The sequence below is a fragment of the Micromonospora sp. WMMD734 genome (genome assembly GCF_049178975.1).
GTDB classification, from domain to species: domain Bacteria; phylum Actinomycetota; class Actinomycetes; order Mycobacteriales; family Micromonosporaceae; genus Micromonospora; species Micromonospora wenchangensis.
This window is the reverse complement of the sequence record NZ_JBMHMK010000001.1, coordinates 2797023-2810418: the sequence shown is the minus strand read 5'-3', so window position 1 is coordinate 2810418 and position 13396 is coordinate 2797023. Positions and strand designations below refer to the sequence as shown.

The 13396-nt window shown below is 73.0% G+C and carries 14 protein-coding genes; 6 read left to right on the top strand and 8 right to left on the bottom strand.

Going from position 1 to position 13396, the window contains the following annotated elements:
• Nucleotides 1-32 precede the first annotated feature (32 nt).
• On the bottom strand, nucleotides 33-1061 hold the full coding sequence (locus tag ACN267_RS11990) for a hypothetical protein (protein WP_204960937.1): 1029 nt from the start codon (nucleotides 1059-1061) through the stop codon (nucleotides 33-35).
• Nucleotides 1062-1351: 290 nt separating this feature from the next.
• Between ACN267_RS11990 and ACN267_RS11985 the strand changes: the two genes are divergently transcribed.
• Nucleotides 1352-1864 carry a cellulose binding domain-containing protein gene (locus ACN267_RS11985; protein WP_421488658.1) on the top strand — a complete coding sequence of 171 codons (513 nt, stop codon included), beginning with the start codon at nucleotides 1352-1354 and terminating at the stop codon, nucleotides 1862-1864.
• A gap of 35 nt (nucleotides 1865-1899) precedes the next feature.
• Here the strand turns inward: ACN267_RS11985 and ACN267_RS11980 are convergent, their stop codons facing one another.
• From ACN267_RS11980 to ACN267_RS11965, 4 genes are all read right to left on the bottom strand, one after another.
• Nucleotides 1900-2436, bottom strand: a complete 537-nt coding sequence (locus ACN267_RS11980; protein ID WP_421488657.1) for an AAA family ATPase — start codon at nucleotides 2434-2436, stop codon at nucleotides 1900-1902.
• Between the two features lie 82 nt (nucleotides 2437-2518).
• Nucleotides 2519-2914: an Imm7 family immunity protein gene (locus ACN267_RS11975; protein ID WP_204960940.1), complete on the bottom strand. Its 396-nt coding sequence runs from the start codon at nucleotides 2912-2914 to the stop codon at nucleotides 2519-2521.
• Between the two features lie 23 nt (nucleotides 2915-2937).
• On the bottom strand, nucleotides 2938-3486 hold the full coding sequence (locus ACN267_RS11970) for a hypothetical protein (RefSeq protein WP_204960941.1): 549 nt from the start codon (nucleotides 3484-3486) through the stop codon (nucleotides 2938-2940).
• Nucleotides 3487-3573: 87 nt separating this feature from the next.
• Entirely contained in the window at nucleotides 3574-4308 is a 735-nt protein-coding gene (locus ACN267_RS11965; protein WP_281898451.1) for a DUF2470 domain-containing protein, read from the bottom strand.
• A gap of 73 nt (nucleotides 4309-4381) precedes the next feature.
• On the opposite strand from ACN267_RS11965, the gene rpsD reads away from it, so the two are divergent.
• The gene (gene rpsD, locus ACN267_RS11960; protein WP_204960943.1) at nucleotides 4382-4990 is read left to right on the top strand and encodes a 30S ribosomal protein S4; all 609 of its coding nucleotides are present in this window, start codon (nucleotides 4382-4384) and stop codon (nucleotides 4988-4990) included.
• On the opposite strand, the gene ACN267_RS11955 is transcribed toward rpsD, so the two are convergent.
• The gene (locus tag ACN267_RS11955) at nucleotides 4978-6831 is read right to left on the bottom strand and encodes an ABC transporter ATP-binding protein (RefSeq protein WP_421488656.1); all 1854 of its coding nucleotides are present in this window, start codon (nucleotides 6829-6831) and stop codon (nucleotides 4978-4980) included. The two genes, rpsD and ACN267_RS11955, sit on opposite strands and share 13 nt — an antisense overlap.
• Nucleotides 6828-8540, bottom strand: a complete 1713-nt coding sequence (locus ACN267_RS11950; protein ID WP_421488655.1) for an ABC transporter transmembrane domain-containing protein — start codon at nucleotides 8538-8540, stop codon at nucleotides 6828-6830. Before ACN267_RS11950 ends, ACN267_RS11955 begins: the two co-directional genes overlap by 4 nt.
• Before the next feature lie 99 nt (nucleotides 8541-8639).
• Between ACN267_RS11950 and ACN267_RS11945 the strand changes: the two genes are divergently transcribed.
• Genes ACN267_RS11945 through ACN267_RS11930 form a run of 4 tightly spaced genes read left to right on the top strand, consistent with a single transcriptional unit; the run spans nucleotide 8640 to nucleotide 12557 of the window.
• Nucleotides 8640-9677 (top strand): iron-siderophore ABC transporter substrate-binding protein, encoded by a 1038-nt coding sequence (locus ACN267_RS11945; RefSeq protein ID WP_281898448.1) that lies wholly within the window; start codon nucleotides 8640-8642, stop codon nucleotides 9675-9677.
• On the top strand, nucleotides 9677-10717 hold the full coding sequence (locus ACN267_RS11940; protein ID WP_204960947.1) for a FecCD family ABC transporter permease: 1041 nt from the start codon (nucleotides 9677-9679) through the stop codon (nucleotides 10715-10717). Before ACN267_RS11945 ends, ACN267_RS11940 begins: the two co-directional genes overlap by 1 nt.
• Nucleotides 10714-11748 carry a FecCD family ABC transporter permease gene (locus ACN267_RS11935; RefSeq protein WP_421488654.1) on the top strand — a complete coding sequence of 345 codons (1035 nt, stop codon included), beginning with the start codon at nucleotides 10714-10716 and terminating at the stop codon, nucleotides 11746-11748. The genes ACN267_RS11940 and ACN267_RS11935 overlap by 4 nt, the downstream gene beginning before the upstream one ends.
• Nucleotides 11745-12557, top strand: a complete 813-nt coding sequence (locus tag ACN267_RS11930; protein ID WP_421488653.1) for an ABC transporter ATP-binding protein — start codon at nucleotides 11745-11747, stop codon at nucleotides 12555-12557. Before ACN267_RS11935 ends, ACN267_RS11930 begins: the two co-directional genes overlap by 4 nt.
• A gap of 3 nt (nucleotides 12558-12560) precedes the next feature.
• Here ACN267_RS11930 and ACN267_RS11925 read toward each other — a convergent pair whose 3' ends face one another.
• Complete coding sequence (locus ACN267_RS11925; protein WP_281898445.1) at nucleotides 12561-13382, bottom strand: ABC transporter ATP-binding protein; 822 nt, start codon at nucleotides 13380-13382, stop codon at nucleotides 12561-12563.
• Nucleotides 13383-13396 lie beyond the last annotated feature (14 nt).

Below are 13396 nucleotides of genomic sequence, written 5' to 3'. Positions count from 1 at the left end.
GCCCGCGCCCCCGTCCTCAGGTGGTGGCGGCGTTACTCCCGCTGCTCACCGGCCAGCAGGTACTGCACTCCGCCGAGGTCGGCGCGCGCGGTGCCGTCGGCGTCGGGCCCGAACTGGGTCACGTTGAGCGCGGTCTCCTTGGTCAGCGTGGTGTCGGCCGAGAAGGCCAGCGAGAACTCGATGCGCTCACCGGGCTTCAACAGCAGTCCGCTGATGCTGGCCCGCCCCGGATCGACGATCTCCAACTCGGTCTTGCCGACCTGGCGGACTCCCGTGCCGACCTTGCCGGTGGCCTGCCAGCGCTCGAACAGGGTCGGGCCGAGGTCGACGAAGACCCGGGCGCCCTGGGCCTGCTCCGCCGGCTGGGTGAAGACCAGGTCGTTCTTGGTCTCCACGGTGGTCACGTTGCCGATGGCGAACGGCCGGACGACCCGGGGCCCGCCCGAGACGACTCGGACCGAGTCGACGTTGCGCCAGGCGATGTTGTTGTTGTACTGGGTGTTGACGCTGGTGCTCGGGCCCTCGAAGGTCATCGGGTCGGTGGGCGAGACCCAGCGCGCCAGCAGGCAGAAGTGGCCCGGTCCGGGCACCCCGGTCCACGGGATCGTCACCGTGGTGACGCCCGCGAAGACGGGCACGCTGACCGCGCCGATCTGGGTCCAGTGTGTCGGCCAGGTGGCGCCGCCGCCCGGGGTCGTCCGGTAGATGCGCAGCACGCCGTTGTCGGTGCCCGAGCCGTACGGCCCGGCGTTGCGCAGCTTCACGAAGAGGTAGTTGGTGACCCCGACCCTCGGGTTCTGGCTGACGGAGCACTCCACGGCCGTCGGACAGACCTTGATGTCGGGGCTGGCCCACAGCGGGCTGTACGAGTGCGGCTGGTAGCCGGTGTCGGCGGTGACGTCCTTCATGTAGACGTCGGTACGGGCCGCGGCGGCGGCCTTGCCCTGCGGTGCCTCGCCGGGTGCCGCGGCTGCGGCGGTGACCGCCAGCAGCCCGGCCAGCGCCGCGCCCGTGAGGACGGCCAGCGTCGAGCGACGGACGCGTTTTCCTACCTTGCCCATGACAGGTTTTCTCCCATCGGCGGGGGACGCCGAGTGCGGCGTGTTGCGGTGCCGTATCGACGCGATGACGTTGTTGAAGAGCCGTAAACGTGCCGGGAAATACCGTGGCGGGGCCGGTCGTCAGATGACGCCAGGACCGGCGAATAAGACAGTCGTCGATGTCTGCCCGGCACATGATCGAAGTAAGTCGATTAGTGTGGTGTTCGCGAGGTGCACCGACACCCGGTGTCGGCGGGCATCCCCGCTCCGCCGCGCAGCCGTGCGCCGTCCCCGGAGGAACCACCGCCACCATGAGACCGAAGAGCAGCCTTTCCGCCGCCGCCGCGGCGGCCGTGACGCTGGCCGTCGCCCTGGGTGGTGTCAGCGCGCCCACCACGGCCGTGGCCGGCACGACCCCACCCGCCAGCAGCGCCGGGTCGGGCGGTGCCGTGCCGGGCAGCCCGCCGCCCAGTAGTGCCGTGCCGGGCAGCCCGCCGCCCAGCGGGGTCGCCTGCACCGTCAGGTACTCGGCCTACACCTGGGACACCTACCTGACGAGCAGCATCACCGTCACCAACACCGGCGTCACCACGATCACCTCCTGGCGGCTGACGTTCCCGCTGCCCACCGGGCAACGCATCACCACCGGCTGGAACGCGGTGTACTCGCCGTCGAGTGGCACCGTCACGGCCCGTGGCCACGACGACCACGTCACCATCGGGCCGGGCGGGGCGATCGCCATCGGGTACGTGGCCGACCACACCGGTGACACCGGCAGCCCGTCCTCGTTCACCCTCAACGGGACGCCCTGCGCGCTCGGCTGAGCCTGCGGTCAGGCAGGCGGGTCGACCCGCAGGTCTCAGTGAGCCGACGGGGGCCAGCGGTACCTGCGCCACGCGTGCCAGGTCGGGAATCCCGCCGGGGGAGCATCGATGGGTTCGCTGCCGTCGAGTTCCCCCGGCGTGGGGACGTCGAGGCGGGTGGCCCACTCGGCGAGTTCCTCATCCGCCATGGGCCAGGTGGTGTGCGGTGCGTCGGCCTGACGTCGGTCCCGCCGTCTGCGCTGCTCGGCCGGGGTGAGGGTGAAGTAGTGCAACTCCACCCGCGCGCCGAGGTCCGCTGCGGCCTGGCGCAGGGCGGAACGTTCGTCGCGGCTCCACAGGCCGTAGTCGATCACCACGTTGGTGCCGAGTTCGAGAGCGCGCAGTCCGATCCCGATGAGCCGCCCCTCTATGACGGCCCCCGCCAGGGAAGGGTTCCCGGGCCCGTAGAGCGCCTTCACCCACTCGTCCTTCGTCAGGCGGAGGGCGTTCCGCTCGACCTCGATCCGCCGCGCCGCCGTGGTTTTCCCGCTGCAGGGGAGTCCCACGGTCAGGAACAGTGTCGGTTGCCCCATCGTCACCTCCTGGCTGGCCGCCCTAGCATCGTCCACCTGTGTGCATGCCGCTCGCGATTTCAAGCGAAGGGCCCCGCCGCTGTCAGTCGACGTACTCGTCTTCGAGGGTGGGGATGACCGGCGACAGAAGCTGGTCGGCGTGTGCGGTGACGGCGCCCCGGACCAGCCGGTGTACCCGGAAGGTCAGTTCGTGCCCGGGGTCCTCGTCGTCGTGGACGTACAGCAACCCGTAGGACCCCGGGGCCAGGTGACCGATCCTGGTGAACAGCTCGATGACGTCGGCGTCCCGGCCGCCCCGATGGTTGCGGAACCCGCCGAGATGGACGTGGTGTGCGCCGTTGACCGGGCGGAGATCCACCAGTCCGGGACCGGTGTACCCGTTGATCAGATCCTGGATCTCGTCGAGGCGTAGGGGCGGGTCGTCGTCGACCGCTTCGGCTGTCGAGCGGAGGGTGATCCATCCGTGGTACTCGAACATGGCAGGAGTGTAGGACCGGCTGGTCAGGCCGCCGCGTCATCATCGGAGGCAGCGGTGCGGCGCAGTTCGCGCAGGACGCCGTGGCGGCGCAGGGCCCAGGCGAGGCGGGGAACGCTCGGGTGCCTGACGAACAGCACGGCGGCGCGGCGGACCAGGCCGACCCGGTCGGCGTCCACCTGGTTCTCGACCACCTGCCAGACCAGTTCGCGCACCCGGGCGTCGTCCAGCACCGCGCGTACCTCACGCCGCACCCGGGGGTCCTCGGCCGCCGCGGTGACGGCGGCAGCCAGACCCGGCCGGTCGGCACGCGGGGGCACCACCGCCGCGAGGAGCGGCCGGCGTACCTCGTCGCGTTCCAGCAGCAGCAACACCGCTTCCCGGATCTCGGTGGTGTCCAGGCTGGACCGCAGCAGCCGCAGCAGGCTGCGTTCCACCTCGCGGTCGTGGTCCGGGACGGAGAGCGCGGCCAGCAGCAGCGCCACCTCGTCGAGGTCGATGACGTGGCGCACCCCGTCGCGGAACTCCGGCAGGCCCCAGGCCGCCTGCAAGGCCGTCACGAGATCGCGGTTCACGGCCCTCCGCTACCCGCAACGGGCAACGGGTGAAACCCCGGGGCGGGCCGGTTCGCCTCGTCGAAACTCAGCGCCGTCGCGACGGGCTCAGGCCGCCGCCTGCCGGGGGCAGATCATCGGGTGCAGCAGCCGGGACAGCTCGTCGACGTCGGTGACGGGTCGTGCGAAGCTCACCCTCGCCCGTCGGACCGCGCCGGGCCGACCGTACGCGACCGTCAGGCCGTACCTGTCGATCCGGACCACCCGGGGCGACTCGGTCCCGGGCAGCTGCAACCGCCGGCGCAGGTGGGCCGCGACCTGCTCGCCGTGGTGGTCGGCGAGGTCGGCCAGCAGGTCCGCCTCGGCCGCGTGCAGCGGGTCGGGCTCGGCCTGCGCGTACTCCTGCGGGTCGATCGGGCGCGTCGCGCCGGCACGTTCCCAGCGGGCCTCGGTCACCGCGAACCGGTGCAGCCGGAACCGGCTGCCCACGTCGAGCAGGTCGCCAGTAGGCCGGGTGGCGGCGAAGTCCATCGCGGCCTGTCGTGCCGCGTCGCCGTCGAGGCGTTCGGCCCAGCCGGAGACCCAGGTCCGGCCGAGCGAGGGGGCGTCGGCGGTGGGCGGCAGGTCGAGCACGTCGAGGACGGTGGCGACGTCGGTGTCCCCGGCCGGTGGGGTGAGCGCCGTGGCGAGGTCGCCGGACGTCGGCACCAGCAGCAGCACCCGGCCCTGCGGGTCGGTGGCGTGCCGGACCTGCTGCGGGCCGGTGCTGCCGGCCAGGTGGGCGAGGGCGGGCAGCCGGCCCGCGACGAGGGTACGCACGATCTCCGCCGGGCTGGGTCGCATGATCCCGATCTCCTCAATGTAGGTTAGCCTTACCTAACTAGCAGGCTAGACCATGTGATCGGAGACGTCGAACGTGAACCACCCCCGCCCCAAGGCCCGGCTCTCCCGTGCTCTCGGCATCCCGCTGACCCGCAAGTGCGTGCGCTACTTCGAGCGGCGTCCCTACCCGCCGGGCGTGCACGGCCGCAACCGGCGCAAGACCTCCGACTACCAGGTACGGCTGCTGGAGAAGCAGCGGCTGCGCCACCAGTACAACGTCAGCGAGGCCCAGCTGCGCCGGACGTTCGACGAGGCCGTCCGGGGGGTCGGGAAGACCGGCGAGTCGCTGGTCGCCCTCCTGGAACGGCGACTCGACGCGGTGGTGCTGAGGGCGGGGCTGGCCCGCAGCATCTACCAGGCACGTCAGCTGGTCGGGCACGGCCACTTCACGGTGGACGGACGCAAGGTCGACCGGCCCTCGTACCGGCTGCGGCCCGGCCAGGTGGTCGCGGTACGCGAGCGCAGCCGGGCCCTGCCGCCGTTCCAGCTCGCCGCCGCCGGCGCGCACGCCGACGACCGCCCCCGCCCGTACCTGTCGGTGGAGCTGACCGGGCTGCGCGTCACCCTGGTGCGCGAGCCCGTCCGGCACGAGGTCCCGGTGATCTGCGACGAGCAGCTGGTGGTGGAGTTCTACTCCCGCTGAACGGTCAGCGGCGGCCCGGTCCACCGCGCCTGCCCCTGGTGCGGCACCGGCGGGCCGCCGCCGACCACCCCGGACCCCGGCGCGTCACCGCCCCGGGCCGGCGTGTCGTCGGCCCGGGCGGTCCACGCCGCCCACAGCCGGGCATAGCTGCCGCCCGCCCCGACCAGCTCGGCGTGCGGGCCGCGCTCGACGATCTCGCCCTGGTCCATCACGACGATCTGGTCCGCCGTCACGGCCTGGGTGAGGCGGTGGGCGACGACCAGGGCGGTGCGTCCCGCCAACGCCGCGGCGGCGGCCTGTTCGAGATCGCGCGCACCCGCGCTGCCGGCCTCGGCGGTCGCCTCGTCGAGCACCACGACCGCCGGGTCGAGCAGCACCACCCGGGCGAGCGCCAACTGCTGCGCCTGCGCCGGGGTCAGCGGATGGCCGCCCTCGCCGACCACGGTGTCCAGCCCGTCGGGAAGGGCGAGCACCCAGGACAGGGCGTCGACGCGGGCCAGGGCGGCGGTGAGCTCGTCCGGTGACGCCTGCGGCCGGGCCAGCAGCAGGTCCGCACCGAGCGGGCCGGCGAACACGTGGGTCTCCTGACTGACCAGGGCGATCGTCCGGGCGGGCAGCTCGGCGACGGGAACGCCGCCCAGGCTGGCCACACCGTGCCCGGGTCGCAGGACCCCGGCGGCGATCGACGCGACGGTGGTCTTCCCGGCACCGGTGGAGCCGACCAGCGCCACCACCCGCCCCGCCCCGACCCGCAGGGACACGTCACGCAGCACCGGCGTGGCCCCGTCGTAGCTGAAGCCGACGTCGGTCAGGACGAGGTCGTGCGTCGACGGCGCGGTGCCGCCCGCCCGACGGTCCGGGTCGGTGCCGAGCACCCCGACGAGGCGGGCCAGGCTGGCCCCCGCGTCCTGGGCCTTGTCGAAGGTGACCATCAGTTGCAGGACCGGGCCGAACAGCCGGTGTAGCAGCAACGCTGCCGCCGACACCTCGCCGAGGGTGACGGCCTCCCGGCGGACGAGCAGGAACCCCACCACCAGCACCGCGCCCAGCCCGGCCAGCTCCGCCCCGTTGATCCGGCCCACGAACCGGGTGTAGAGGGCGAACACGCTCGTCGAGATGTCCCGGGCGCGGGCCGAGACCTCCGTGATGTCGGCGAGGTGCCGGTCCTCCAACCGGTAGGCGTGCACCGTACGGATGCCCTGCACGCTCTCGACGAAGCGTTGCGAGCGCTGCGCGATGGCGACCCGCTCGGCCGCGTAGGCCGGCGCGGCCCGGGGGAGGTACCACCGCGCACCGAGCACGTAGAGCGGGACGGCGACCGCGCCGGCCAGCCCGAGCCGCCAGTCGATGCCGATCATCGTGGCGAGGCTGATCGCCGCCAGCAACAGGGCCGAGACCAGGGTGGGCAGGACCTCGGTGACGGCCCGGTCGATGGCGCCGACGTCCGCGCCGACCCGCGAGACCAGGTCGCCCCGGCCCGCCCGGTCGAGCACCGTCACGGGCAGCCGCAGCGCGACGTCCAGGGTGCGTTCGCGCAGGTCGGCGAGGATGTGCGCGCCCAACCGGCGGATCAGGTGGGCGCTCACGCCGGTGGCCGCACCACCGACGACCGCGGCGGTCACGATGAGCACGGCGACCGGGACGAGCGCCCCGGTGCCGCCACCGGCGCGGACCCGGTCGACCAGCAGGCCGAAGGCGTAGGCGGGCACGATCGCGGTGGCGGCGGCGAGCAGCCCGACGACCAGCGTGCCGACGGCGGCACCCCGGCGGGCCCGCAGCTGTGCGCCGAGCCACGCCCTGCTCTCGCGCGGGCCGGCCACGGGCAGGATCGGGGACGTCACCGCAGTACCGCCCGGCGGTAGCTGTCGTGGTGGGTGACGAGGTCGGTGTGCGTGCCCTCGGCGGCGACGACGCCGTCGGCGACGAACACGACCCGGTCGGTGGCGGCGAGCAACGTCGGACTGCCGGTGATGACGACGGTGCCGTAACCGCCGTCCGCCCCGTGCCGCAGCGTCCGGATGCCGTCGGCGACGGCCTGCTCGGTGACCGCGTCGACGGCGGTGGTCGGGTCGTGCAGGACCAGCAGCGGCGCTCCGGCGAGCAACGCGCGGGCGAGCGCGACACGTTGCCGCTGGCCGCCGGAGAGGTTCGCGCCGCGTTCGGTGACCGGCATGTGCAGACCCTCCGGGTGCAGGTGTGCCACCTCGTCGGCGGCAGCGGCGCGCAGGGCCTGGTCGAGCCGTCCGGCGTCGTCGTCGTGCTGCCCGGCGTCGTCGCGCAGGGCGATGTTCGTGGCGAGGGTGCCGGTGAACAGGTCGGTGCGGTGCGGTTCGCTGTGCAGCAGGTGGCGCGCCCGGTCCCGGTCCACGGTCTCCAGCCGTTCGCCGCCGAGCAGGACGTCACCCATGTGGCCGGCGGGCACCGCCAGCAGCCGCGCCAGGGCCTCGGCGTCCGCCGGCCGGGGCGCGACCACGCCGACGAACTCCCCGGGGCGGACGTGCAGGTGCAGGCCGGCGAGCGGGCCGTACGTCACGTCGGTCAGGCGTAGTTCGCACCCGGTGGCCGCCGGCGCGGCGGTGCCCGGCGGCAGGACCACGTCGGCCCGTAGGACGGCGGCGACCCGGTCCGCCGCCGCGCGGGCGGCGGCCGTCCAGCTGGGCACGACCGCGAGCACGCCGAACGGTTCGACGAGGAACTGTGCGGAGCCGATCACCGTGATGAACTGGCCGACGGTGATCCGGCCGGTCAGTGCGAACCAGCCCGCCATCAGCGCGACGCCCCCGGTCAGCAGGCTGCTCAGCATGGTGGACGCGCCCAGGTAGGCGTTCTGGGTCCGGGAGGCGCGCAGCGTGGCCGCCAGGCTGTGCCGGCTCACCAGGCGGTACCGCCGCGCCCCGGCGTCCTGCGCGCCGATGCCGTGTAGCGGGCGCAGCCCGGTGACCAGGTCCGTGGCGAGCGCGGTGGCCCGGCCGGCCTGGTCCTGCTGGTCCTTGACGCGTCTGGCGATCAGCGGGGCGGTGCGGGTGAGGATCGCCAGCACGGCCGGGACGGCGATCAGCACGGTCAGCCCGAGCGGCGTCGAGATCAGCAGCAGCGCGACCGCGCTGACCGTGACCGCCACCAGCGCGCTGGTGATCCGGGGGATGTGGTCGAGCAGGTAGGAGGTGTACTCGGCGTCGGTGGTGGTGACCGCGAGCAGGTCGCCGGTGTGCCGTCCGGTCCGCAGCACCCGTGGGTCCAGGATCCGCGCCGCGAGCTCGACCCGCAGCTGGTGACCCTCCGCGGCGATGGCCCGTTGCAGGCGTCGTGCGCCGAAGCGGTAGGTCACCGCCAGGACGAGATAGACCGCCGCCAGGACGGCGATCCAGACGAGCAGCGCGGTCGCCTCTCCGGTGGCGACGCCCCGGTCGACGATGACGCCGATGAGGATCGGCACCAGGGCCGCGCAGAGCTGGTAGACGCCGGCCAGTGCCGTGCCGGTCCAGAGGTGCCACCCGTTGCGGGCGACCGCCCGGCGCAGGACCGCGGCACCGGTACTGACCTTGCTCACTACGTAGAACCCCCTGGTCAACGGCTCAGGAACGTGGAGTACTTTACCGATCAAGTTTTAGGTAAGCCTGTCCTTACTATGTGAGTTGGAGTACTCCGCATGCGCCCCTCCCGGTTGCTCGCCGGAATCGTCGCGGCCACCACCGCGCTCGCCCTCGCCGCCTGCGGCGGGTCCTCCGACGTCGGGGAGACGCCCGCCGCGTCCGGCGCCGCGGCGGCGACCTTCCCGCTGACCGTCACCCACGCGCTGGGCACCACCACGATCGCGAAGAAGCCCGAGCGGGTCGCCACCGTCAACTGGGCCAACCACGAGGTGCCCCTCGCCCTCGGTGTCGTCCCGGTCGGCTACGCCAAGGCCAACTTCGGCGACGAGGACGGCGACGGACTGCTGCCCTGGGACGCCGCGCGGCTCAAGGAACTCGGCGCGTCGACCCCGGTGCTGTTCGACGAGACCGACGGCATCGACTTCGAGGCGGTGGCGAACACCAGGCCGGACGTGATCCTGGCCGCGTACTCCGGCCTGACCAAGCAGGACTACGACACCCTGAGCAAGATCGCGCCGGTGGTGGCGTACCCGAAGGCACCGTGGGCGACGTCGTGGCGCGACAGCATCACGCTGGAGAGCAGGGCCCTCGGCCTGGCCGCCGAGGGCGACGCGCTGATCGCGAAGATCGAGCAGCAGATGAAGGACGAGGCCGCCCGCTACCCGAAGCTGGCCGGCCGCTCGGCGATGTTCCTGACCCACCTCGACCCGACGGACCTCAGCAAGATCAGCTTCTACACCACGAACGACACCCGGGCCCAGTTCTTCACCGACCTCGGCATGACGCACCCGGAGAGCATCGCGAAGGCCTCCGCGACCACCAAGGAGTTCAGCCTCACCCAGAGCGCCGAGCAGGTGCAGAACCTCAGCGACGTGGACATCATCGTGACCTACGGTGACGCCGACGGCACCACCCTGGCCACCCTCCAGAAGGACCCGCTGCTGTCCAAGATCCCCGCGATCAAGCGCGGCTCCTTCGTCTCGCTGCCCGGCAGCACCCCCGTCGCCACCGCCGCCAACCCGACCCCGCTCGGCGTCTCGTACGTCCTCAAGGACTACGTCGACCTGCTCGGCAAAGCCGCCGACAAGCTCTGATGACCGGTCCGACGACATCCGGGCCGGACGTCTCCCTGCGGCGACGTCCGGCCCGGACCCGCCTGACCTGGCTCCTGGTGGTCCTCGGCGCACTGGTCCTCACCCTGCTCGCGTCGGTGGCCTTCGGCTCCCGGATCGTCGGCTGGGCCGACATCACCGCCGCGCTCGGCGGCACCCAGGACACCCTCGACCAGGCAGCCGTGGTCAAGCGACTGCCCCGTACGGCGCTCGCCGCCCTCGTCGGTGCGGCGCTGGCCCTGTCCGGCGCGGTGATGCAGGGCGTCACCCGCAATCCGCTCGCCGACCCGGGCATCCTCGGGGTGAACATGGGCGCGATGCTGGCCATCGCCGTCGGCATGGCCACCGTCGGCCTGTACACCGCCACCGCGTACATCTGGGTCGCCATCGCCGGTGCGGCGGTGTCCGCGTTGTTCGTCTACGCGGTCGGCTCGCTCGGCCGCGGCGGCGCCACCCCGCTCAAGATCGCCCTGGCCGGGGCGGCCACCTCCGCCGCCCTCGCGTCGCTGGTGGCCGCAGTCGTGCTGCCCCGTGGCGACATCGCCGAGAACTTCCAGTCCTGGCAGGTCGGCGGCGTCGGCGGGGCCAGCTGGGACAGCATCGGCCAGGTCCTGCCGTTCCTGCTCGCCGGGCTGGCCGTCTGCCTGCTGTGCGCCAGGGCCCTGAACTCCCTCGCGCTCGGCGACGACCTCGCCGCCGGTCTGGGCGAACGCGTCGCCCTGGTGCGCGGGATCGCCGCCGCCGGCGCGGTGGTGCTCTGCGGCGCGGCCACCGCCGTCGCCGGGCCGATCGCCTTCGTCGGCCTGATCGTCCCGCACCTGTGCCGGCTGCTGGTCGGGCTCGACCACCGCTGGCTGCTGCCGTTCGTGACCCTGGTCGGCGCGGCGCTGCTGACCGTCGCGGACGTCACCGGACGGGTGGTGAACCGCCCCGACGAGATCGAGGCCGGCATCATCACCGCCCTGATCGGCGCCCCCTTCTTCATCTACATCGTCCGCCGGCAGAAGGTACGCGAACTGTGAGCACCACGACCCTGCAGGCCGTCACCCACGGCCGGGTCCGGCGCAACCGACGACGCCGCGCGGTGCTCGCCGCCCTCGCCGTGGCGGTGGCCGCCATGGTCGTCGTTTCGCTGATGGTCGGACGCACCTTCTACCCGGCCGGCGACGTGCTGCGGGTGATCCTCGGCGACACCGTGCCGGGTGCCTCGTTCACCGTCGGTGAACTCCGGCTGCCCCGCACGGTCCTGGCCCTGGCGACCGGGCTCTGCTTCGGCATGGGTGGCGTCACCTTCCAGACCATGTTGCGCAACCCGCTGGCCAGCCCCGACATCATCGGCATCAGCTCGGCGGCGAGCGCCGCGGCGGCCTTCGGCATCATCGTGCTCGGCCTCGGCGAGACCGGCGTCTCGGTCTTCGCCATCGTCGCCGCGCTCGGCGTCGCCGTACTCATCTACCTGCTGTCGTTCACCGACGGGGTGGCCGGCACCCGGCTCGTGCTGATCGGCATCGGCATCGCCGCCATGCTCAACAGCGCCACCGCCTACATCCTCAACCAGGCCGGCCAGTGGGACCTGCAGGCGGCGACCCGCTGGCTCAACGGCAGCCTCAACGGCTCCACCTGGGACGAGGTCGTTCCGGTGCTGGCCGCGCTGGCCCTGTTCGGCCCGGTGCTGCTGAGCCAGGCCCGGAACCTCACCATGCTGCAACTCGGTGACGACACCGCCGCGGCGCTCGGCACCCGGCTGGAACGTACCCGGCTGGTCTCGATCGTCGCGGCCGTCGGCCTGATCGCGTTCGCCACCTCGGCCACCGGGCCGATCGGGTTCGTGGCCTTCCTGGCCGGGCCGATCGCCGCCCGGCTGGTCGGGGCCGGCGGTTCGCCGTTGGTGCCGTCCGCCCTCGTCGGCGCGCTGCTGGTGCTGGTCGCCGACTTCATCGGCCAGTTCGCCTTCGACATCCGCTTCCCGGTGGGGGTGATCACCGGGGTGCTCGGTGCCCCGTACCTCATCTACCTGCTCGTCCGCACGAACCGCGCCGGAGGCTCGCTGTGACCACCGACCACGCCCTGACGACCGAGAAACTGACCGTCGGCTATGGCGACCGGGTCGTCATCGAATCACTCGACCTGCTCGTCCCGCCCGGCCGGATCACCGCGATCGTCGGCGCCAACGCGTGCGGGAAGTCGACGCTGCTGCGGTCGATGTCGCGACTGCTCGCCCCGCGCACCGGTCACGTCATGCTGGACGGCCGGCAGGTGCACCGGATGCCGGCCAAGGAACTGGCCCGCACCCTCGGCCTGCTGCCCCAGTCGCCGATCGCGCCGGAGGGCATCACCGTGGCCGACCTGGTGGGCCGGGGCCGCAACCCGCACCAGCGGCTGCTGTCCCGCTGGAGCGGGGACGACGACCGCGCGGTGGCCGCCGCCCTCGACGACACCCACACCGCCGACCTGGCCGACCGGTCGGTCGACGAACTCTCCGGCGGCCAACGCCAGCGGGTGTGGATCGCGATGGCGCTCGCCCAGCAGACCGAGTTGCTGCTGCTCGACGAGCCGACCACCTTCCTCGACGTCAGTCACCAGGTCGAGGTGCTGGACCTGCTCACCGACCTCAACGCGACGCGCGGCACCACCATCGTGATGGTGCTGCACGACCTGAACATGGCGGCCCGCTACGCGGGCCACCTCATCGCGCTGGCCGACGGTGGCCTGCACGCGGCGGGGCCGCCCGCCGAGGTGCTGACCGAGGAGTGCGTACGGGCGGTCTTCGGCCTGGACAGCCGGGTCATCGTCGATCCGGTCTCCGGTCGGCCGCTGATGCTGCCGATCGGCCGCCACCACGTCACGGCCGGCCGCGCCTGACCTTCACCGACCCGGCGGACCATCCGGACGCACGGTCGGGCGGTTCGCCCGCACGCTCCACCGCCCGTCGGTGCGGGTGAGGCGGATCGGATGGTCGAAGCACTTGCTGACCTGGTCGCCGGTGAGGACCTCGTCGGCGGGGCCGGACGCCAGCGGGCGTCCGTCGCGCAGCAGCATGACGTGGGTCGTCCCGGGAGGAAGCTCCTCCAGGTGGTGGGTGACCAGGACGGACGCGAGCTGCGGGTAGGTCTGCTGGAGTGCGTCGAGCCGCTCGATGAGCTGTTCCCGGCCGGCGACGTCGAGGCCGGTGGCGGGTTCGTCGAGCAGCAGCAGGCGGGGCCTGGGCATCAACGCGCGGGCGATGAGCGTGCGGCCCCGTTCCCCCTGCGAGAGGGTGGGCCACCGGGCCCCGTGCCGCTCACCGAGGCCGAGCAGGCCGATCAGCCGGTCGGCCTCGGCGTTCTGCTCCGGTGTCGGCGCCCACCGGGGAACCCGGTCGTTGGTGTTGGTCAGCCCGGTGAGCACGACGTCGTGCACGGTGAGTGGCGCACCCGGGTCGTGCCGTGGGTTGACGTGGCCGACGGAGGAACGCAGCTCCCGCAGGTCGACCCGGCCGAGCCGGTGACCCAGCACCTCGACGGTGCCCCGGGTGGGGTGGGTGATCGCCCCGAGCAGGCTGAGCAGGGTGCTCTTGCCCGCCCCGTTCGCACCGAGCAGCGCCCAGTGCTCGCCGGCCCGTACCGTCAGTGAGACCTCGGCCAGGATCGGCCTGCCGTCGCGGACGACGGCCGCGTCCGTCACCCGCAGCACCGGCGGCGCGGTCACGGGGAAACCGTGGG

Coding starts and splice junctions, on each gene's coding strand:
- ACN267_RS11940 (WP_204960947.1), top strand. CDS start 9,677: ATGACCGGTCCGACGACATCCGGGCCGGACGTCTCCCTGCGGCGACGT.
- ACN267_RS11985 (WP_421488658.1), top strand. CDS start 1,352: ATGAGACCGAAGAGCAGCCTTTCCGCCGCCGCCGCGGCGGCCGTGACG.
- ACN267_RS11965 (WP_281898451.1), bottom strand. CDS start 4,308: ATGCGACCCAGCCCGGCGGAGATCGTGCGTACCCTCGTCGCGGGCCGG.
- ACN267_RS11975 (WP_204960940.1), bottom strand. CDS start 2,914: ATGTTCGAGTACCACGGATGGATCACCCTCCGCTCGACAGCCGAAGCG.
- ACN267_RS11945 (WP_281898448.1), top strand. CDS start 8,640: ATGCGCCCCTCCCGGTTGCTCGCCGGAATCGTCGCGGCCACCACCGCG.
- ACN267_RS11990 (WP_204960937.1), bottom strand. CDS start 1,061: ATGGGCAAGGTAGGAAAACGCGTCCGTCGCTCGACGCTGGCCGTCCTC.
- ACN267_RS11980 (WP_421488657.1), bottom strand. CDS start 2,436: ATGGGGCAACCGACACTGTTCCTGACCGTGGGACTCCCCTGCAGCGGG.